20 protein-coding genes are annotated in these 18,278 nt (G+C 51.1%); 5 read left to right on the forward strand and 15 right to left on the reverse strand.

The genetic code is table 11. The annotated features are described in order from the left end of the window. Positions 1-11 precede the first annotated feature (11 nt). The 3 genes from QWI17_RS12145 (at position 12) to QWI17_RS12155 (ending at position 2,048) form a co-directional block, all read left to right on the forward strand. The gene (locus tag QWI17_RS12145; RefSeq protein ID WP_302722772.1) at positions 12-710 is read left to right on the forward strand and encodes a TetR/AcrR family transcriptional regulator; all 699 of its coding nucleotides are present in this window, start codon (positions 12-14) and stop codon (positions 708-710) included. Between the two features lie 114 nt (positions 711-824). Further along, on the forward strand, positions 825-1,319 hold the full coding sequence (locus tag QWI17_RS12150; protein ID WP_302722773.1) for a peptidylprolyl isomerase: 495 nt from the start codon (positions 825-827) through the stop codon (positions 1,317-1,319). A gap of 6 nt (positions 1,320-1,325) precedes the next feature. Then, the gene (locus QWI17_RS12155; RefSeq protein WP_302722774.1) at positions 1,326-2,048 is read left to right on the forward strand and encodes a UDP-2,3-diacylglucosamine diphosphatase; all 723 of its coding nucleotides are present in this window, start codon (positions 1,326-1,328) and stop codon (positions 2,046-2,048) included. A 70-nt stretch (positions 2,049-2,118) separates the two neighbouring features. Here QWI17_RS12155 and hemN read toward each other — a convergent pair whose 3' ends face one another. The 7 genes from hemN to QWI17_RS12190 all read right to left on the reverse strand — a co-directional run bounded on the left by hemN (position 2,119) and on the right by QWI17_RS12190 (position 10,109). Next, positions 2,119-3,495, reverse strand: a complete 1,377-nt coding sequence (gene hemN, locus QWI17_RS12160) for an oxygen-independent coproporphyrinogen III oxidase (protein ID WP_302722775.1) — start codon at positions 3,493-3,495, stop codon at positions 2,119-2,121. Positions 3,496-3,652: 157 nt separating this feature from the next. Continuing rightward, on the reverse strand, positions 3,653-4,816 hold the full coding sequence (locus QWI17_RS12165) for a patatin-like phospholipase family protein (RefSeq protein ID WP_302722776.1): 1,164 nt from the start codon (positions 4,814-4,816) through the stop codon (positions 3,653-3,655). 30 nt (positions 4,817-4,846) lie between these two features. Beyond that, positions 4,847-6,454: an AMP-binding protein gene (locus QWI17_RS12170; RefSeq protein ID WP_302722777.1), complete on the reverse strand. Its 1,608-nt coding sequence runs from the start codon at positions 6,452-6,454 to the stop codon at positions 4,847-4,849. A gap of 299 nt (positions 6,455-6,753) precedes the next feature. Further along, complete coding sequence (locus QWI17_RS12175; RefSeq protein ID WP_302722778.1) at positions 6,754-7,326, reverse strand: CoA pyrophosphatase; 573 nt, start codon at positions 7,324-7,326, stop codon at positions 6,754-6,756. Beyond that, positions 7,319-7,630: a YqfO family protein gene (locus tag QWI17_RS12180; RefSeq protein WP_302722779.1), complete on the reverse strand. Its 312-nt coding sequence runs from the start codon at positions 7,628-7,630 to the stop codon at positions 7,319-7,321. The genes QWI17_RS12175 and QWI17_RS12180 overlap by 8 nt, the downstream gene beginning before the upstream one ends. 61 nt (positions 7,631-7,691) lie before the next feature. Beyond that, positions 7,692-8,867 carry a phosphoglycerate dehydrogenase gene (locus tag QWI17_RS12185; RefSeq protein ID WP_302722780.1) on the reverse strand — a complete coding sequence of 392 codons (1,176 nt, stop codon included), beginning with the start codon at positions 8,865-8,867 and terminating at the stop codon, positions 7,692-7,694. A gap of 126 nt (positions 8,868-8,993) precedes the next feature. Next, the gene (locus tag QWI17_RS12190) at positions 8,994-10,109 is read right to left on the reverse strand and encodes a phosphoserine transaminase (RefSeq protein ID WP_302722781.1); all 1,116 of its coding nucleotides are present in this window, start codon (positions 10,107-10,109) and stop codon (positions 8,994-8,996) included. Positions 10,110-10,289: 180 nt separating this feature from the next. Here QWI17_RS12190 and rrtA point away from each other — a divergent pair, with 180 nt between their 5' ends. Further along, entirely contained in the window at positions 10,290-10,910 is a 621-nt protein-coding gene (gene rrtA, locus QWI17_RS12195) for a rhombosortase (protein ID WP_302722782.1), read from the forward strand. Positions 10,911-10,955: 45 nt separating this feature from the next. On the opposite strand, the gene QWI17_RS12200 is transcribed toward rrtA, so the two are convergent. The 3 genes from QWI17_RS12200 to QWI17_RS12210 all read right to left on the reverse strand — a co-directional run bounded on the left by QWI17_RS12200 (position 10,956) and on the right by QWI17_RS12210 (position 13,312). Further along, a complete protein-coding gene (locus QWI17_RS12200; RefSeq protein ID WP_302722783.1) occupies positions 10,956-11,441 on the reverse strand; it encodes a regulatory protein RecX in 486 nt (161 codons plus the stop codon). A gap of 24 nt (positions 11,442-11,465) precedes the next feature. Continuing rightward, positions 11,466-12,494 carry a recombinase RecA gene (recA, locus tag QWI17_RS12205; protein ID WP_302722784.1) on the reverse strand — a complete coding sequence of 343 codons (1,029 nt, stop codon included), beginning with the start codon at positions 12,492-12,494 and terminating at the stop codon, positions 11,466-11,468. 293 nt (positions 12,495-12,787) lie between these two features. Then, positions 12,788-13,312 (reverse strand): CinA family protein, encoded by a 525-nt coding sequence (locus QWI17_RS12210; protein WP_302722785.1) that lies wholly within the window; start codon positions 13,310-13,312, stop codon positions 12,788-12,790. Positions 13,313-13,512: 200 nt separating this feature from the next. Here QWI17_RS12210 and QWI17_RS12215 point away from each other — a divergent pair, with 200 nt between their 5' ends. Continuing rightward, positions 13,513-13,974: a DUF2147 domain-containing protein gene (locus QWI17_RS12215; protein ID WP_302722786.1), complete on the forward strand. Its 462-nt coding sequence runs from the start codon at positions 13,513-13,515 to the stop codon at positions 13,972-13,974. A gap of 44 nt (positions 13,975-14,018) precedes the next feature. Here QWI17_RS12215 and QWI17_RS12220 read toward each other — a convergent pair whose 3' ends face one another. The 5 genes from QWI17_RS12220 to QWI17_RS12240 all read right to left on the reverse strand — a co-directional run bounded on the left by QWI17_RS12220 (position 14,019) and on the right by QWI17_RS12240 (position 17,860). Then, positions 14,019-14,804, reverse strand: a complete 786-nt coding sequence (locus QWI17_RS12220; RefSeq protein WP_302722787.1) for a hypothetical protein — start codon at positions 14,802-14,804, stop codon at positions 14,019-14,021. Beyond that, the gene (locus QWI17_RS12225; protein ID WP_302722788.1) at positions 14,801-15,397 is read right to left on the reverse strand and encodes a hypothetical protein; all 597 of its coding nucleotides are present in this window, start codon (positions 15,395-15,397) and stop codon (positions 14,801-14,803) included. Before QWI17_RS12225 ends, QWI17_RS12220 begins: the two co-directional genes overlap by 4 nt. Before the next feature lie 209 nt (positions 15,398-15,606). Next, positions 15,607-15,882, reverse strand: coding sequence for a transposase (locus QWI17_RS12230; RefSeq protein ID WP_302722789.1), 276 nt, complete (start codon positions 15,880-15,882; stop codon positions 15,607-15,609). A 297-nt stretch (positions 15,883-16,179) separates the two neighbouring features. Then, positions 16,180-17,070, reverse strand: a complete 891-nt coding sequence (locus tag QWI17_RS12235; protein WP_302722795.1) for a nucleotidyl transferase AbiEii/AbiGii toxin family protein — start codon at positions 17,068-17,070, stop codon at positions 16,180-16,182. A gap of 16 nt (positions 17,071-17,086) precedes the next feature. Next, entirely contained in the window at positions 17,087-17,860 is a 774-nt protein-coding gene (locus QWI17_RS12240) for a type IV toxin-antitoxin system AbiEi family antitoxin (protein ID WP_302722790.1), read from the reverse strand. Between the last annotated feature and the right edge of the window lie 418 nt (positions 17,861-18,278).

An 18,278-nucleotide genomic window follows, 5' to 3' on the forward strand; every position in this document is an offset into this window, starting at 1 on the left:
AGCGACACCCTATGAACGCAGACACTCCATCTCCCACAACGCGTAAAAGTACCTATCACCACGGCAACTTGCGTGAATCTCTGCTCGCTGCAGCGCTGGCGTTGCTGGAAACCGACAGCCTCGAAGCGCTCAGTCTGCGCTCGCTGGCAAAGCGGGTGGGCGTCAGCCCGACTGCGGTCTACAGCCATTTTGCAGATAAAGTCGAATTGCTCGTTGATATCCGTACACTGGGTTTTCGACAGTTGTCAGAACATTTGTCAACGGCGTTGAGCTGCGAGCCCGATGCCAGCGGTGAGCGCCGGGTTCGGTTATTGGGTATGAGCTACATGAGCTTCGCCGTGCTAAAACCGAATTTATTCGATGTCCTGTTCTCTTGGTCGCCTGACCTTGAGCGCCTCAAGCCAGAATGCATTGAGGCAGGAGTCGACAGCGTCGACGTACTGCGACAAGCCATTATTGGCATGTTGACCGAAAATGGACTTCCTGCCAGCGATTACATTGCGTCGGTGGGCTCTCTCAGCTCATGGTCTTTGGTGCACGGCCTAACCATGCTGGTAAAAACCGGCAGCATTGAGGGCGCCGTGTACTGCGGCCACTGGTCCACCCAGTTTTCAGCCCAAGAGCCTGAATCGCAGCAGCGTGTTTTTGAACACCTGATGACCATAGAAATTGAAGGCATCAAAGCCGCCGCCGCCCAGATAACCCCCTAAATTTCCAATCCGCTACGTTTAATACAGGTTTGTGCGCCAACGCGATTTACTCGCGAGCCGCCTAAACGTATCATTACGCCCTTTTCTATCATTGAGCACCATGAGGCTACACGCATGATCACGCTGCACACCAACAAGGGCGACATCACCCTGGAACTGGACTTCGAAAACGCACCCAAAACTGCCGCCAACTTCAAGCAATACGCCGAAGACGGTTTTTACGCCGGTACGATTTTCCACCGTGTTATTAAAGGCTTTATGGTTCAAGGCGGCGGCATGACCGAAGACATGCAACAAAAGCCGACCCGCGACGAAATTGAAAACGAGGCCGACAACGGTCTAAAAAATGACCAATACACTGTTGCTATGGCGCGTACTGGCGACCCTCACAGTGCCACTGCTCAATTTTTCATCAACGTTAAAGACAACGGGTTTTTAAACCATACCGGCAAAAACGCGCAAGGCTGGGGATACTGCGTATTCGGCAAAGTCACCGCTGGCACCGATGTCGTAGATGCCATTGAAGGCGTCGCCACGGGCTCCAAAGGCTACCACCAGGACGTACCGGTAGACGCCGTTATTATTGAAAAAGTCACTGTAGCCGACTAAACGACTATGACCACGCTTTTTATATCCGATTTGCATCTGCACGCCTCACGCCCCGAGGCGACGCAGGCGTTTTTCCAGTTTCTCGCCGAGCAAGCCACAGGCATCGACGCGCTGTATATTTTGGGCGACTTTTTCGATACCTGGATTGGCGACGATGACGACGCCCCACTCGGTACCGAAGTAACCGCTAAGCTTAAGGAAGTAGGCGACAGCGGCACTGAAGTGTACCTAATGCACGGTAACCGTGACTTTTTGCTAGGACAAAAATTTGCGCGAAGTGCAGGCGCAAAACTGCTGGAAGATCCGACCGTTATCGAGCTCTACGGTACTCGCACTCTGCTTATGCACGGCGACAGCCTCTGCACCCGCGACACCGAGTACATGGCCATGCGCCAACAGCTGCGATCCGCAGCTTGGCAAGGCCAAGTTCTCACTCAGCCTTTGTCCGCGCGCCGGGCGCTTGCCGATGGCCTTCGTGCCAAAAGCAAAACCATGAACAGTTCCAAGCCCGAAGACATAATGGACGTTACTCAAGAAGCCGTTGAAGAGTGCATGCGTGATCACAAAGTGGTTCGCCTGGTACACGGCCACACGCATCGTCCAGATCGTCACAAATTAACGGTTAACGGCGAACCGGCGGAGCGCGTGGTGTTAGGCGACTGGCACGATTTTGCCTGGTGCTTTAAAGCCACACCGGATGCACTGTCGCTGGAGAAGTGGGAAATTTAACATTGTCTGATGTCTGATGTCTGATGTTCAGCATTCGGCGTCTGACATCAGACTTCTGACGTTTAAAAAATCAAATCACCTTCGAATACTGTACGCTCTGGCGTGGCAGGTAGGCATCAAACACCATGCAAATTCGGCGCACGAGTAGTTTGCCTACTTCGGTTATGTGTATGCCACGGTGATTAACGACGACCAGCCCATCGCCACTGAGCTCTTCGAGCTCCTCCAGCTGATCAGCGAAATACGTCAAGGGATCAACGCTGAAGCGGTCTTCAATGTCCGCGAAGCGCAGCTGATAGTGGCAAATCAATTGATTGATCACCCAGCGACGTATCTCATCATCGGCACTTAGGCGATACCCCTTTTCCACCGGCAGTCTGCCCTCGTCAAGCTTATTCTGATAGTCATTTATACACCGGGAATTTTGCCAGTACACATTACCGACCGCACTGATAGACGACACCCCAAACCCCAGCAAGTCGCAATCACTATAGGTAGAGTAACCTTGAAAATTTCGGTGCAAGTGACCTTCGCGCTGCGCTACCGCCAAGTCATCGTTTGGCAAGGCGAAATGATCCATACCGATATGCACATAGCCTGCCTGTGTCAAAGTGGCAATAGCTTGCGAAAAAATATCCATTTTTTGCTGGGGAGCAGGAAGCTCAGCGACTTTAATTAACCTCTGACCTTTAAACTTATCCGGCATATGCGCGTAGTTAAAAAGACTAATACGGTCCGGGCGCAGAGTCATGAGCACCTGTAGCGTGCGCGCAAAACTTTCCGCTGTTTGTAACGGCAAGCCGTAAATAAGATCCATATTCAAAGAGCGAAAATTATTTTCACGCACCGCGTCACACAATGCGGTAACCTCTTCAATACTATTGCGACGGTTGACCGCCTCTTGTACCTTGGCATCAAAATCTTGTACACCCATGCTAATGCGATTGAAACCCAACTCGCGCAATACCGGAATAACCGTGACATTGGTTTGTCCGGGATGAATCTCAATAGCGTAATCGCCGGAGTCGTCATCGGTCAGATGAAAATGTCGCCGGGTCATTTGCATCAGCAAACGCATTTCATCAACATTCAGATAAGTCGGCGTGCCCCCGCCCCAGTGCAGTTGCTTAACTTTGCGCCGCCCTGAACTTAGCGCCCTGTAGTCGGCCATCTCTTGCTCTAAACGATTCAAGTAGGCAATGACTCGACTCCGGTTATGTGTCACAACTTTATTGCAACCGCAGTAGTAACAAAGGCTTTCACAAAAGGGCAGATGAAAATAAAGTGACAGAGGCCGCTGTAAGCGCGCACTACGCGCCATGGCATTGAGCAGATCTACCTGAGGAAAATCATCGCTAAAATTTGGCGCTGTGGGGTATGAGGTATAGCGAGGGCCCGCGATGTCGTATCGATCAATTAGTTCAGTGGCAATTGCATTTTGCGTCATGGCTTAAGCTCTGGTTATAAGGTGGCTGATAACAGCGCGACCGCAATAACTCAAGCATTGGCAAACGGCGAGCCAATAAATCGTGCGGCTATAATTGATTGAAGATATGGGCTTCGACAATCGTTAAGCACTAGATTACCGCTTCAATGGTAGGGGATTATTGATCTAAATCAACTTCAGGGGGCAAGAAGAACTCCCGAATCCGGGCAGCTTCCCACATGGTATCCTGGTAACCGAGCTCAATAAGTTCGGAAATAAAGGGATTGGCAAACAGCAGATAACTGGCAGCCGTAGCACCGCCACCTTTTGCCGTGGCGCCAATAGCACGCAAAAAGAAACGCACACTGCGCGGTAAGTAACGCACTTTACGCCCGGCTATAACGTCAACCGCTTTAGTAGGTGATACCACTAAGTTGCGTACCGGGCGCAAATCAATACCGTTTGCCTCGCGCACGTCTGCGGGAATAACCTCAAGCAACGTATTGAGCCTCTCCATATGCTCAATATCGTTTTCCAGCGCATCAATAAACGCACTATTGAGCAAGTGCCCCACGATTTGCGCCATGGAAGGAGAATGCCGTACCGGCACACGTTTACCCCAATGCTTAGGATTGCGGTTGCCACTCACACCAATCACAAACAGCGCATCCGCCCCCAAGTGTAGTGCCGGGCTCATCGGCGCCAGCTGACGCAGAGCGCCATCACCAAAATATTCGCGGTTGATTCGCACGGTAGGGAAAATAGTAGGAATGGCCGACGATGCCAGTAAATGTTCGAGACGAATATCGGTGGCCACGCCCGCGCGGCGAAAACGTCGCCAAGACTCAAGTTCAGGCTGGCCCTGGAAGAAACTGACCGATTGCCCGGACGTATAACCCATTGCAGTAACACTGAGTGCATGCAGTTTATTTTGCTCGATGTTACGGGCAATATTGGAAAACTGAATTTTGCTCGCCAGTAACTCCCACAGCGGTGTGTTGTCGAGTAACGACAACGGGCGGTGCCGCCCCACCCCTTCATTAAAAAGCGAGAATCCAATGCGACTTAAACCCCTAAACATATCGCCCCAGCTGTGGCGATAAACCTGGCCAATACTCAGCTCTTGCCATATCGCGCCCAAGTCCGTCACCGCTTCGCGGAAAGTGCCCGGGTGCGAGGCCAAAGCAACGGCATTAATAGCACCGGCGGAGGTACCACAGATAACAGGAAAGGGATTGTCGATGCCTTCCGGAAGTATATCGGCTACCGCTTGTAATACGCCGACCTGGTAAGCGGCTCTGGCGCCGCCACCGGATAATATGAGTGCTGTTTTACTGCTCAACGATTTTGCCCTTAAGCCACTGGCCCGTAATTATTCTTTTAATTTGCGGCGCAGTACTTTACCTACATTGGTTTTCGGCAGCTCATCGCGAAACTCCACGTAATGAGGGACCTTATAACCGGTCAGTGATTCTCTGGCAAAGCTACGTATTTCTTTTTCGGTAAGCTCAGAGTTGGAGCAGACCACAAAGGCCTTGACGACCTCGCCACTCTCTTCGTCTTCTACGCCAACAACCGCTGCTTCAACGATATCCGGGTGCTCGCATAACACGTCTTCCACTTCATTGGGGAAGACCTTAAACCCGGAAACGTTGATCATGTCTTTTTTACGATCGACAATTTTGACATAACCATCTTCATCAATCGTGGCGATATCGCCGGTTTTAAGCCAACCTTCATCGTCTAAAATTTCACGTGTCGCCTCTGGCCGCTGCCAATAGCCTTTCATAACCTGGGGGCCGCGTACGCAGAGCTCACCCGCCTCACCCACAGGTAGTGACTCACCATCCTCTGATATCACTTTTACTTCAGTTTCAGGTAGTGCCACACCGACCGTGCCTAACTTAATACTAAAGCGCGGATTGATACAAACCACCGGAGAGGTTTCGGTCAAGCCGTAGCCCTCGCTGACCGGTACCCCGGTAAGCTCTTCCCAACGTTTAGCCGCGTCGTGGGTCAGGGCCATACCACCCGATGAGGTACACCGTAAATTGGAAAAATCGAGCGCGCGAAAATCTGTATTGCGGATCAGCGCGTTAAACAGTGTGTTCAGTCCCACAAAACACGTAAAAGGCACGCCTTTCAGGGCCTTCACAAACCCAGGTATATCGCGCGGGTTAGGGATCAGTAAGTTATGGTTCCCCAACGAAAGCGCGCACATGCAGTGAATCGTGTATGCATAAATGTGATAAAGGGGCAAAGGCGCGACAAATAAATCCTGATTCTTCTTAAACACATCATTCATGTGCAAATTCACCTGCAACATATTCGCGACTAAATTGCGGTGGGTTAGCATAGCGCCTTTGGCAACGCCGGTTGTGCCTCCGGTATATTGCAACACAGCGACATCGTCCGGGATTCCGCTCACAGGTTGCCATGGGCGTGTAGCCCCAGAGGCCAGGGCCTTATTAAACGGAATACTGTTGTTAAACGAAAAGGCAGGCACCATTTTCTTGATATGTTTAACCACGAAGTTAATGAGGGTGCGTTTTAGAGGCGGGTGTAAGTCGGCAAGCTCGGTCAGTATCACCTGCTCTACGTCAGTTTCAGCAACGACCTCTGAGGCGTGTCCGGCAACATTAGCCAAAACCACCAGAGCTTTGGCTCCGGAGTCGGTCAGCTGATGTTTTAACTCGGTCGCCGTGTACAGTGGGTTGGTATTGACCACCACAAGCCCCGCACGCAGCGCACCAAACACCGCCACCGGGTACTGGAGTACATTCGGCAGCTGAATGGCTATACGGTCACCCGGTTTAAGGTTGGTGTGATTTTGCAAGTAGGAGGCAAACCGAGCCGACAGCTCGTCCAACTCGCGGAACGATATCGTATGGTTTATGCACGTAAACGCTGGGCTATCGGCGTAATCGCGACAGGCCTCAGCAAATACATCAACGATCATTCGATTGCTGTCCAGACTCATTACCAAACTCCTTCGTCTATTTTTTCTATTATCGACGTTTCCCTGGTGCCAGCGTGAACCACCAGCGATTGATCTGTTTCACGACCAACACACCACGATTGTGCCATTGTAGTGGCCCTCAGTTCCAGCACTAGCCGTCAGTGAACTCCGCTAGCTTGGACAGCCCGACCAGCAGCGAGCCGGTATGGGGCCCGCCCGGGCTGCACCCAAATGACGAACCGGCCGCAAAGCCTATACCTAAGGATTCTTTTCAACGGCCTACTTGGCTGTGTTACTGCGATTATAGCTCAGTGTGAGAATTATGGTTGGCGCAGAGCATCCGCGGCCAAACGCGTGGCAATGGCAGCGGTTAACCCCCAAATGGTGTACTCCTTATACTTGAACTGAGGAATTCGGTAATGTTTGCCCTCGTGCTCATAGCTACGCCAGGCGACAGCTTCATCGGCTTGCAATAAGCGCAGTGGCATTGTGAATATTCGGTCGAGCTCGGCCGGATCAGGCACCAGTGTCACTTTTTCAGGTATCACTCCAATAACCGGAGTTACAACGACGCCGCGACGCGTCTGGTAATCGGGGTAGCGCCCCAAAACCTCAACCTTATCTGACGCCAGGCCGATTTCTTCAAAACTTTCACGCAATGCCGTTGCCACCAGATTGGTGTCATGGCTCTCCCATTTGCCGCCGGGAAAGGCGATTTCAGAGGGGTGATGCGCCAAATGTGCGGCGCGCCGGGTCAATACAATAGTGGGGTCTTGCGGGTCGCCAGAAAGGGCCAGTAAAACGGCTGCCTGGCCCACAAAGGGCCCCTGCGGCTGGTGACGAGCCGCCGGCAGTAACTGACTGGTAAGCGACAGCCAGCGCGGGTTAGACATCCGCCAATCGCCAAATGTCGTAAGCGGGCTCCTCAAACGGGTGGGCCGCAATCAGGGCATCGCGCACAGCGCCAATACAATCATCCAGGCAAACAGTTTCGACGCGCCACTCGGGCTCACGGCTAAGCTGTTCTTTCTCACCCGTAAACGGCTGAGCGCCGGCTAAAGGACGGAACTGGCCCTGCCCCTCAATCTGCCAACAGCATTGATCGTAGTCGCCGATTCGGCCCGCGCCGGCCGCAAACACCGCCGCCTTAACCGACTCGAGATGACTGCCGGGTACAAAAAAAACGAGTTTGTACAAGGGCGCCTCCGGTTAACGGTTAACGGGGTACGTTCACCGTACCCCATCCACCGTCTGCCAATTAGATAACCCGCACCGCTATCACATGCTCGACGGCGCCAATGGCCTCTATCACATCGTCGGCTGGGGTTTGTTCAATATCAATAATATTGTAGGCAATATCGCCGCGGCTTTTGTTAACCATGTCGATAACATTCACGTTTTTCTCGGCCAACACCGACAATACGTGCCCGAGTACACCGGATACATTGTCGTTACAGAAGGTGACGCGGGCACTGCCATTGGCCGCTCGCTCCATGTGCACTGCCGGGAAATTAACCGAGTTTTTGATGTTGCCGTTTTCCAGGTAATCCATCAGCTGGTCAGCGACCATAATCGCACAGTTTTCCTCTGCCTCTGCGGTGCTGGCACCGATGTGAGGTGTGGCGTAAACATCTTCACGATTGAGCAGAACAGGCTCTGGGAAGTCGCAGATGTACATACCCAAATGCTTAGCGTCCAAACTCTTAACCACTGCATCGGCATCCACAATCGCTTCGCGAGCGAAGTTCAGTAGAACCGCACCGGGCTTAACTGATTTCAGTGTTTCTTCGTTAATCAGGTGATGGGTCGCGTCAATGGCTGGCACATGCAGCGTCATAAAGTCAGAGCGAGACAGCAGCGCTTGTAAGTTTTCAGCGCGCGCTACCTGACTCGGCAGGCGCCAGGCCGCTTCAACCGACAGCGCCGGGTCGTAACCTATTACATTCATGCCCAGCGCTAAAGCCGTTTCCGCCACCATCGAGCCAATGGCACCCAGCCCGACAACACCCAGGGTTTTGCCCATCAGTTCACTGCCGGCAAACTGCGACTTTTGCTTTTCCATCAGCTTGCTCATTTCGCCGGCGTCGGTCATGTCGGTGAGCGAGTTAGACCAATTCATGCCGCGAATAATGCCGCGTGATGACAGCAGCATACCGGTAAGCACCAACTCTTTTACCGCATTAGCGTTCGCACCGGGCGCATTAAAAACCACCACACCTTTTTTGGTGTAATCGGCGACGGGCACATTGTTGGTACCGGCACCGGCACGGGCGACGGCTTTTACCGACTCAGGCAAGGCTTCATCGTGCAACTTGTGGCTGCGCAGAATGTAGCCATCGGGGCTGTTGATATCACTTGCCACTTCGTACTTGGCCCGGTCAAAACGGTTCAGGCCTTTTACCGAAATCTTGTTGTAGGTTTTAATTTTATACATGATCTTTCCAGTTATTCTGTGTTCGTGTCTTAGCGCAATCACTCAGTCACTTATCTACAAGGAGCATCCCATTGCGCCAAGACCTTTTCAGCCGTTGTCCAGGCTGTGCAATTCAAGCTATGGTAATTAAGCTGTTACTTGGGCGTAGGCCCAGCTCAACCAAGGCGTCAGCGCTTCCAGGTCCGCCGCTTCAACCGTTGCACCACACCAAATACGCAAGCCCGGAGGCGCATCGCGGTAAGCGCCAATATCGTAGGCCACGCCTTCGCTATCGAGCAGTTTTACCATGGCTTTAACTTGCTCAGGGGTAGCGTCGAGCTTAAAGCAAACACTGGTGTTAGAGCGCGTGGCTTTGTCTTGCGCCAAAAATTCAATCCACTCGTTAGCAGCGACAAAGTCTTCCAGCACTTTAAGATTGGCTTCACTGCGCTTGATAGCGGCAGGCACACCACCGATAGACTCGACCCAGTCGAGCGCGTCGAGGTAGTCGGCCACACACAGCATGGAAGGCGTGTTGATAGTGGCACCTTCGAAAATGCCTTCAATCAGCTTGCCGCCTTTGGTCATGCGGAACAACTTAGGCATGGGCCAAGGTGGCTCATAGGTTTCTAAGCGTTCAACCGCGCGGGGCCCTAAAATAAGTACACCGTGAGCGCCTTCACCGCCGAGCACTTTCTGCCAACTGAAAGTCACAACATCGAGTTTTTCCCACGGCATGTCCATGGCGAATACAGCCGAGGTGGCGTCGCAAATGGTCAAGCCTTCGCGGTCATCGGCAATCCAGTCACCGTTAGGGACTTTTACGCCGGAAGTAGTGCCATTCCAGGTAAAGATCACGTCGTGGTCAAAGTTCACCTTATCCAGCTCCGGCAGTTCGCCGTAGTCGGCCTCCAGGGCGGTAACATTGTCCAGCTTAAGTTGCTTGGTAACGTCAGTCAGCCAGCCCTTACCAAAAGACTCCCACTGCATAACATCGACCGGACGCTGGCCCAGCATGGACCACATGGCCATTTCTACCGCACCGGTGTCGGAGCCTGCGACGATGCCAACTCGATAACCGTCCGGCAAACCCAACATTTGTTTGGTTTGCTCACAGGCACGACCGAGAGCGGCCTTACCGATGGACGAGCGGTGCGAACGTCCCAGCGTAGAGATGTCCAGTTTGCTTACGTCGTATCCTGGGCGCTTGCTACAGGGGCCAGACGAAAAGTTAGGGTTTTGCGGTTTCACCGATGGTTGCATGACGTTCCTCTGAATTGGTCCAGAATGACGGAGCGAACACCCGGGAGTTCGCCTCCGGGGTGTATGAAAATTGGGCGCTGATTATGCCAGTTAGGCAGCGACTGGTCTACGCCTTGGCGGGATTATTAGCAGCGCTCAATGTACCGCCAGATAAGCTCTGGGATGCGGTATAGTAGAAAAATGAAAATGTACCCCCCATCCATGGTACTGGCGGTGCTGGCAACACTTGCCCTGCTTGCCTTAGGCGCTGCCAGCGAGCAGGTTAATCCGTGGCTACAATACCAGCCAAACGGGACCACAGGTGGCGAACTCTGGCGGTTGCTAACGGCTCACATCGCCCATTTAAACCTGACCCACGCGGCGCTTAATCTTGCCGCACTGTGGCTGATACTGCTTTGGCTTGGGGAGCAATACCACGCTTGGGAGTGGTGGCTGGCAGGGACCTTTATTTCTGTTTGTATCAGCATCAGTCTATGGTACTGGAACCCAGAACTGGGCTACTACGTAGGCCTTTCCGGCACACTGCACGGTTTGCTTATCTATGGGCTGGCGCCCCTGTGCTTGCAAAAATCTCTTTCCGCCTGGTTGGCGCTACTGGTCATTGGCGGCAAAATTATCACCGAGCAGCTCTACCCGGCCTCCAGCCAGCATACAGCGGAGCTCATAAATGGCGCGGTCATTACCGACGCTCACCTGTACGGCGCAGCTTGGGGGGCTGCGGCTGTTGCCATTCGCTATGCGGGAGTAATGCTTGGGGGTAAGAAAAATAACCGAATAAAACTTGCGGATAAATCGAGCTAAGCGAGAACATTGGCCGTTCACCGTTCACCGTTCACCGTTCACCGTTCACCGTTCACCGTTCACCAGGGCAAATATATCTTCCGGGAAAAACCCACGATACTGCAGGTAGCGTACCCGCCTTGCCTTTTCTTTCATGTCGGCTTTTTTGTCGGCGCTAACATCGGCAACTGGCTGGCGGAACTTTCGCTCCAATACATCGCGGGCCTGCTCGCGCCAATCCACATCCAGCTCGGCAATCGCCTGCTCCACTAAAGTGGCATCCACGCCTTTCTGTCTTAACTCTTGGGTAATGCGAATAGGGCCTCGGCCGCGCGCAACACTGGAGCGAACAAAAGCTTCGGTAAAGCGCTTGTCGTCGAGATAACCCAGCTCTTGCAGCCATTCAACGGCATCTTCAGCTAAAGCGACATCACCAAATTTTGCGGTTAGCTTTGTTTTCAGCTCGGCAACGCCGTGCTCGCGACGGGTTAGCGAGGCAAGTGCGCTATTGCGCACCTGCTCACGACTCGCTTGCGTATCATCTTGCAACATAACAAGGGAGACTTGGCCTCAAACTTAGGCCTCTTCTTCCGCGGTTTCTTCTGGCGCCTTGACTACGGTGCCAAGCAGCTCACCACGAACGCGCGCTTCCAGTTCTTCGGCCACGGCGGGGTTTTCTTGCAAGAACTTCACAACATTGTTTTTACCCTGGCCAATTTTGTCGCCGTTGTAGCTGTACCAGGCACCGGCCTTGTCGACCATTCCCAGCTTAACGCCACAGTCGACCACTTCCGCTAAGCGGTTAATGCCCTGGCCATACATAATTTGGAATTCGGCTTGTTTAAACGGCGGGGCGACCTTGTTTTTCACCACCTTAACGCGCGTTTCCGAGCCGGTGACTTCGTCGCCGTCTTTCACCGCGCCAATGCGGCGAATATCCAAACGCACCGATGAATAGAACTTAAGGGCGTTACCACCGGTGGTGGTTTCGGGGTTACCGAACATCACACCGATTTTCATACGGATTTGGTTAATAAAAATCACCAGGCAATTAGCGTTTTTAATATTACCGGTAATTTTACGCAGCGCCTGCGACATTAACCGCGCCTGCAAGCCAACGTGGTGGTCACCCATTTCGCCTTCAATTTCGGCTTTAGGCGTAAGGGCGGCAACAGAGTCAACTACCAGTACATCAACGGCACCGGAGCGCACCAGCATGTCAGATACCTCGAGCGCCTGCTCACCGGTATCGGGCTGCGAAATAATTAAGTCATCGACATTAACACCGAGCTTTTCGGCGTAAATGGGGTCAAGGGCGTGCTCGGCATCAATAAACGCACAGGTGCCACCGGCGCGCTGCGCCTCGGCAATCACCTGTAACGTTAGGGTGGTTTTACCGGAAGATTCAGGGCCATAAATTTCAACAATACGGCCTTTAGGCAGGCCGCCAATTCCCAGGGCGACATCCAGCCCCAGCGAACCGGTGGAAATAGAGGGTACGGCAACCAATTCGCGGTCGCCCATACGCATAACGGTGCCTTTACCGAACTGGCGCTCGATTTGGCCCAGTGCTGCATCCAAAGCCTTCTGTTTATTCGTGTCCATTTATCACCTCAACTTAAATTCAATTCGTACAATTTTTAGCGCTGGCACTTAGGTTTCGGCCAGTTTATTTGGTGTCCGGCTTAAGGAGTACACCGTATTTCAGTAAGTCATCCAGGTGCTTTGGCAAGGCGCGATTGGCAGCGTATGGCCGCAGCCCTCGCAAGATTCGCAACACATCCAAAGAGCCTGCAGGCTTACCTGTAAGGAGCCACACCCTGAAAGCGAGTGCGCTTCTTAAACCGGACACCTAAAGCATACAGTAAAAACCTGTACATGCAAACAGCACTAGGCATTTATACAGTGTTTTTTACCGGATTCTGGCGAATAATCGCCAGCAAGCCCCGCAACGCGGTCACTGAGGCCTGCTCGCGCACCTGGGCCCGGCTACCTTCGTATACGTAGCACTCACTCAATAGGGCGTCACCCGGCCCGGCCCATGCCAGCCAAACCGTGCCCACGGGCTTATCTGGCGTACCGCCATCGGGCCCGGCGATACCACTGACCGACACGGCGATATCCGCCCCGCCCACACGCAGCGCGCCCTGCGCCATTTGCTCTACCACCTCGCGACTAACCGCGCCGCAGCGCTCAAGCACCTCAGTCTCAACGCCTAACAGCTGCTGTTTGGCCGCATTGGCGTAGCTGACGATTCCGGTGCCAAACCAGGCCGAACTGCCGGCCACCTCGGTAATAGCCGCCGCAATGCCGCCACCGGTGCAAGACTCAGCGGTGGCCACCGTCCAGCCACGCTCCAGCAGGTCACTACCAAGCTCGGCCGATAAATGGTGCAATGTCGATTGATAAGTGGGCGGCGCCATAAGTACCTACGGATAAGAGCCTGCTTTTGAGTACCGGAGCGCCTGCTCCAGCCTTTGGAAACACCCAATATACTGAACTTACACCGGCAAACGCCAGCCCTATTCCACCCCGAATTCCGCCACCTGAAACATGGCCGATCCTGTGACCTACGACTATAGTGAGAGAAGTTCACCGTCACATAGCCGCAAGGACAACAACAATGCAGCGATTCAACACCAAGCTACTCGCATTAGCCACCATGGGGTTCGTATCAGCCGGTTTAGCCGCCCCGCTGAGCGCCGCGCCCATTGAGGGCACCTGGGTCACCATCGATGACAAAGACCGCAGCCGCAAAAGCCTGGTGGAACTGGTGGTTACCGAGGAAGGTGAGCTGCGCGGTACCATCACAAAACTACTGCAAGAAAAAAATCAGGGTTTAACGTGCGAAAAATGCCCAGGCGACTTCAAAGATAAACCCGTCGAAGGGCTAACGTTTATGTGGAGCCTGGAAAAGGCCAGCGAAGGCGAGTGGCGCGACGGCAAAATTCTCGACCCCAAAACCGGCAAAGTCTACAAAGCCCGCGCATCACTCAGTGAAGACAAACAAGAACTTACCGTACGCGGGTTTGTCGGGTTTTCGCTGTTTGGGCGCAGTCAGGTTTGGGTTAGGGAGGGCGATTGACCCCCTAACCCGGTTAACCTTAAACCCTGCGCCCTCCTAAAACACTAATAAATGTTCTCTCCCGCAGACTCGGCAAACAATGTAAACCCCACCTCGTCAATTTCTACATCTTCAACAATTTCTAATGGCGGATACCCAAGCTTCGCGCGCTTCTTGTTGTAATCATCAAAAATAACCTTAGCTTGACTATAGATATACTGCCTATCAGAGTCAGTTAAAGTAAAATCCCCATATACATGTTCGTACATATTCATTTCAATGTCAGCATGCATGTATTTGAGACCAGGCACACCGCGCAGCGAAGCAAACTCCAGGTAGGAAAGTTGATTTAAAAGGTTCTCTCTGGATATATCAGCACCTTCAAAATTAACCCCTTCGTACTGACTAAAAGCGGTGCTTATATATTCATTACTCCCCAAGGTCACAGATAGGTCCGCATACTGGCGCATTCGATTGAAGTTTTCGCTTAGTGCATGATAATCCTCATCACTAAACGGTTTTTCTATTTTTGATACAACCTCTCTCGCCCGTGTAACGATCTCGCCAATTGCGATTAAATCGCCACTTTCAGCAAGGTCTTCCAGGGCAGAATCGTCGTAGTGAGCATAATCTCTTACCTTCGACCAACTATACTCCGGAATATAATCATCGCTATTGTGTACATAGTCGGCATTTGACGTCGACTCGACCGTATCTACTTTTGGTATTACGTCAACGACTTCTCGATCTAAATTGAGATCACTGTTATCTTTTTTGTCTTTGAGTCCACTAGTAAAAACAATACCGGCGATAACAGAGACTAACAAAGCAAATATCCATAAGCCTCTCATTCGTAATCCCCTTCATAATTATATTCCCAAAAGTTAATATCACTGCCCAAGCACATTGACATATTTTCATTTCGAGAATTTTGAGCCTGAATCTTACAGTCAGAAATATTAGAATCATAATTAAATTCGTTTTCATGTATACACTTGTCATATGAAACGAACTCAACCTCAAATTCTCCCTCAAAGCGCAGATATTCGTCATATCCAGCCGATCCCCCACCCCGAAAAGTCCAATTATTTATGGGGGCACAAATATTTTTATAAAAGGATGAGCGATCTTCAATAGCATCGTCTTTACATGAACTGAATTTCTCTTTAATACTACTTACCAGTGACCCACACTTATTTCGCCACTGTCCGTATAACATAGCTCTAGTCCTATTTGCTTGCCCGTAACGCCTAATAGAACTGAGAATAAAGGACATCTCAGCATCAGGTGTCCTCATATGGTTGGTTAAGTAGTGGTAGTATCCACTAGGGAGATAAACCCCTCGCACATAAACCTCTTCTAAAGGTTTATCATCAGCGTAAACGTAAGCCGTACAGAATACTTCTAGGATGATTAAAACAGAAAGGGATAATATTGATTTCATAAACACCTCCATGTGTCGTTGGACTTTCCCTGTCACACCCAAAGGCTAGCTCACCAATTTCAAACAAACAACTACGATTTTGAAATAACAAAATAATCTATTATTACGGAAGAAATACTGAAACACTCATAATTTTTACCAACACCACGAAAATTAGTCACCCAAATCAACCAAATTACATTCAACGACAATAAGACTAGATGAAATTTTCATTTATTGACAAATCGAGTTTTCCTGCCAGCCAACCGCTTCATCAACCGGCCAATATCGCAGGGGCAATCGTTGGCCCCGACAACTAAATGTACATGATTGGTCATCAGGCAATAGCTATACACCCGCAAACCAAAGAACGCTTTCCACTCAGCCAAATTATCGAGATAGTATTCGTAATCCCGACCCTCAACAAACACCACGTTACGGTTATGGCCGCGCTGCACAATATGATGCGGCAAATCCGGCACAATTACCCTCGCCCGCCTTGGCATATCAACTCCTCCTTGAGCCCTAGTTCAAACCTCACCACTACCGATCACGTATTGGGGAAAATAAATCTGTCCCCTTTTTCTTCGAAATTTCAGTGTATTTCATGCCATTTCACATTCTTCATTTTGCCGATTTGCCAAGTAAGGATCGGATGATTCTGAGGTCAGCGAATCGCAGTATGCGCGAAAAGTAAGCGGGCTTGGCCCGATGGAGTGAAGCCTCAGCTACAATTTTTAGATAGTGAATTGGACGGTTTAGGATCTCGCCCACCAATCACTCAAAAAGCAGCAAGCTAAATATTACGATTTCAGTATTTTTTCCAGCTCATTCAACTGCTGCGCATAAGCTTCTGGATTACTTTTCTTGAATTTTTCCAGGTTAAGGAGCTTCCATTTCACTGAGGGGAATTTTTGATAATCGTAGATTGACCAATCCGGCTTGAGGCGATTAAGGCTCAACAAAAAGGTTTTATCCTCTTCGTTCAAACTACCCCTGCCCGCGTCGATGAGCTGGAGTCTCGTGGCCTCGTAGTCGTCGTAGCTAAACTCGATCTCGCTCATGCCTTGGAATTGACTTTCAAAAGCCGCACGCTGATCCTGCAGGTTTGGAACAAGCATTTCGTGGGTCGGGCGATTACTACTCACTAATCCCAGAATAAACCCTTGCTTAATCTCGTCAGTAAAGGCTTTATTGTCTAGCCCTTCATTTTCAAAAAAGAGCTTCACATCAAATAAATCTCTTGGGTGCTGCCTATCAAGGGCAGCGCACAATTTGCCGCCATATAGCTGTGCTAAGGGCACCAGCGGCATGGTACAAAACGCATCGAACTGCTCTTGTGCAGCCTCGCAAAGGGGCACTTTATTTGGCTCGCCTAGCAAGCCCCGCCCTACCATGTTCACCTCAATCTTAATGAGCACACCGCGCTCATCAAGCTGTAGCTTACAAACATTTTCTTTATGCTGCACCCATATTGATGGACGCAGTGCCTCGATACGTTCTTTAATCCTTAGCAAGGCCGAATTAATGCCTTCCAGCGTTTCATTACGCTCGGCAATCTCGACATAGGTTAAGTCGATATCGACTGACAGCCTCGGCATATTTCGTACAAAAAGGTTGATTGCCGTACCACCATGCATGGCAAAACACGCCTCTTTGGCAACTTCTGGCAACACATCCAGCAAGAGCCCCACTTGCCTTTTATAGGCTTCATTCATTTATGCTCACCAGCTCTTTGGGTACGGTTATCTGATACTTCGAAACATAAACACCGTCATTCACGATAGCGCGTTTACCGGAACCCAAGTCGACCGTATCCAGGTTGATATGGCTTAGCCATTCGTGGCCCGCCTTATCCGCCAAGTACAAAAACAAGCGTTTTACCTTTACGGAAGTACAGCTTTGCAGCAGTGCCTGAACGCTGGCTGGTCGTAGATTGTTTAACCCTTCCATCAACTCAAACACTTCCAAAAGCGGTTGGGACTTAGGAGCCAGGTATAAGCACTCCATTATGGCTCGAGCGGGGTTTGATACCTTTACCTTGAAACTCTTGTGCCCTATTTCGACTAAGCCAATATCAGGCGGTAGAAACGACGTCAGCTTACAATCCACGCTGACGCCCCAATCCCGCTTTTTAAACCACAGCGGCAAACGGTCTTCGGTACCACCGAATAGCTGTACAGACTTGGTAGCCAGCTCTAAATAATGTGCCTTGCCCTGTATGGAGAGCGCCGTTTTGGCGGCTGGATGTATGGAGAGACCTAGCTGGGCCTGTAAGGCATAGATGCCGCCCAAATAGTCCACTTGGTCACCGTGGCGTATAAGCGCCCCGGTACCGATAGAGTCAAACCACCGGCTGCGCTTATAGCGCTTCTGCAAATCAAGGCTATAACCCTGACCATCAAGCCACGCCGAAGATAGCACGGCGCCCAAAGGCTGAGTGCTAAGCAAATGGTTTAATTTTGACTCTTTTTCGGTACTCATAGTACCAAACTAACCAATTTTTTAAACCAGATCAATCAATAAGTTTATATTTTCCAATTTTTTGGTACTTTAAGTACCTAAATATAGGATTTTTTAAACTAAGAGCGGCTTTGCCGCCTCATACGCCACCATTGAGACCAACGAGAACAATGGTACTTTTGGGGCTCAGCCTTGTCGATAAGAGGAGGCAAGACGAGCGAAGCATGAGCGTTAATGGCCGAAGGCCGCTGAGCCCCAAAAGCCCAAAAAATAGGCCTCTGCCAAAGCAGAGGCCATTATGTAGTGGCATAGTTAATTTGGCCACCTAATTAGAGGTGATATGATCACTTCTTAGACACATAGGTGACCAATGAGTAAACGAACAAGACCAACTTTTAGCCCCGAGTTTAGACTGGAATCGGCCCAGCTGGTAGTCGAT

Origin of the sequence: Gilvimarinus gilvus (genome assembly GCF_030518155.1) — a bacterium.
Taxonomy (GTDB): Bacteria; Pseudomonadota; Gammaproteobacteria; order Pseudomonadales; family Cellvibrionaceae; genus Gilvimarinus; species Gilvimarinus gilvus.

Bases quoted from the DNA above. Each gene is read 5' to 3' on its own strand.
- QWI17_RS12170 (WP_302722777.1), bottom strand. From the start codon at position 6,454: ATGAGTCTGGACAGCAATCGAATGATCGTTGATGTATTTGCTGAGGCC.
- QWI17_RS12150 (WP_302722773.1), top strand. From the start codon at position 825: ATGATCACGCTGCACACCAACAAGGGCGACATCACCCTGGAACTGGAC.
- QWI17_RS12155 (WP_302722774.1), top strand. From the start codon at position 1,326: ATGACCACGCTTTTTATATCCGATTTGCATCTGCACGCCTCACGCCCC.
- QWI17_RS12230 (WP_302722789.1), bottom strand. From the start codon at position 15,882: ATGCCAAGGCGGGCGAGGGTAATTGTGCCGGATTTGCCGCATCATATT.
- rrtA (WP_302722782.1), top strand. From the start codon at position 10,290: ATGAAAATGTACCCCCCATCCATGGTACTGGCGGTGCTGGCAACACTT.
- QWI17_RS12200 (WP_302722783.1), bottom strand. From the start codon at position 11,441: ATGTTGCAAGATGATACGCAAGCGAGTCGTGAGCAGGTGCGCAATAGC.
- QWI17_RS12220 (WP_302722787.1), bottom strand. From the start codon at position 14,804: ATGAGAGGCTTATGGATATTTGCTTTGTTAGTCTCTGTTATCGCCGGT.
- QWI17_RS12240 (WP_302722790.1), bottom strand. From the start codon at position 17,860: ATGAGTACCGAAAAAGAGTCAAAATTAAACCATTTGCTTAGCACTCAG.
- hemN (WP_302722775.1), bottom strand. From the start codon at position 3,495: ATGACGCAAAATGCAATTGCCACTGAACTAATTGATCGATACGACATC.
- QWI17_RS12215 (WP_302722786.1), top strand. From the start codon at position 13,513: ATGCAGCGATTCAACACCAAGCTACTCGCATTAGCCACCATGGGGTTC.
- QWI17_RS12190 (WP_302722781.1), bottom strand. From the start codon at position 10,109: ATGCAACCATCGGTGAAACCGCAAAACCCTAACTTTTCGTCTGGCCCC.
- QWI17_RS12225 (WP_302722788.1), bottom strand. From the start codon at position 15,397: ATGAAATCAATATTATCCCTTTCTGTTTTAATCATCCTAGAAGTATTC.
- QWI17_RS12185 (WP_302722780.1), bottom strand. From the start codon at position 8,867: ATGTATAAAATTAAAACCTACAACAAGATTTCGGTAAAAGGCCTGAAC.
- QWI17_RS12145 (WP_302722772.1), top strand. From the start codon at position 12: ATGAACGCAGACACTCCATCTCCCACAACGCGTAAAAGTACCTATCAC.
- recA (WP_302722784.1), bottom strand. From the start codon at position 12,494: ATGGACACGAATAAACAGAAGGCTTTGGATGCAGCACTGGGCCAAATC.
- QWI17_RS12210 (WP_302722785.1), bottom strand. From the start codon at position 13,312: ATGGCGCCGCCCACTTATCAATCGACATTGCACCATTTATCGGCCGAG.
- QWI17_RS12175 (WP_302722778.1), bottom strand. From the start codon at position 7,326: ATGTCTAACCCGCGCTGGCTGTCGCTTACCAGTCAGTTACTGCCGGCG.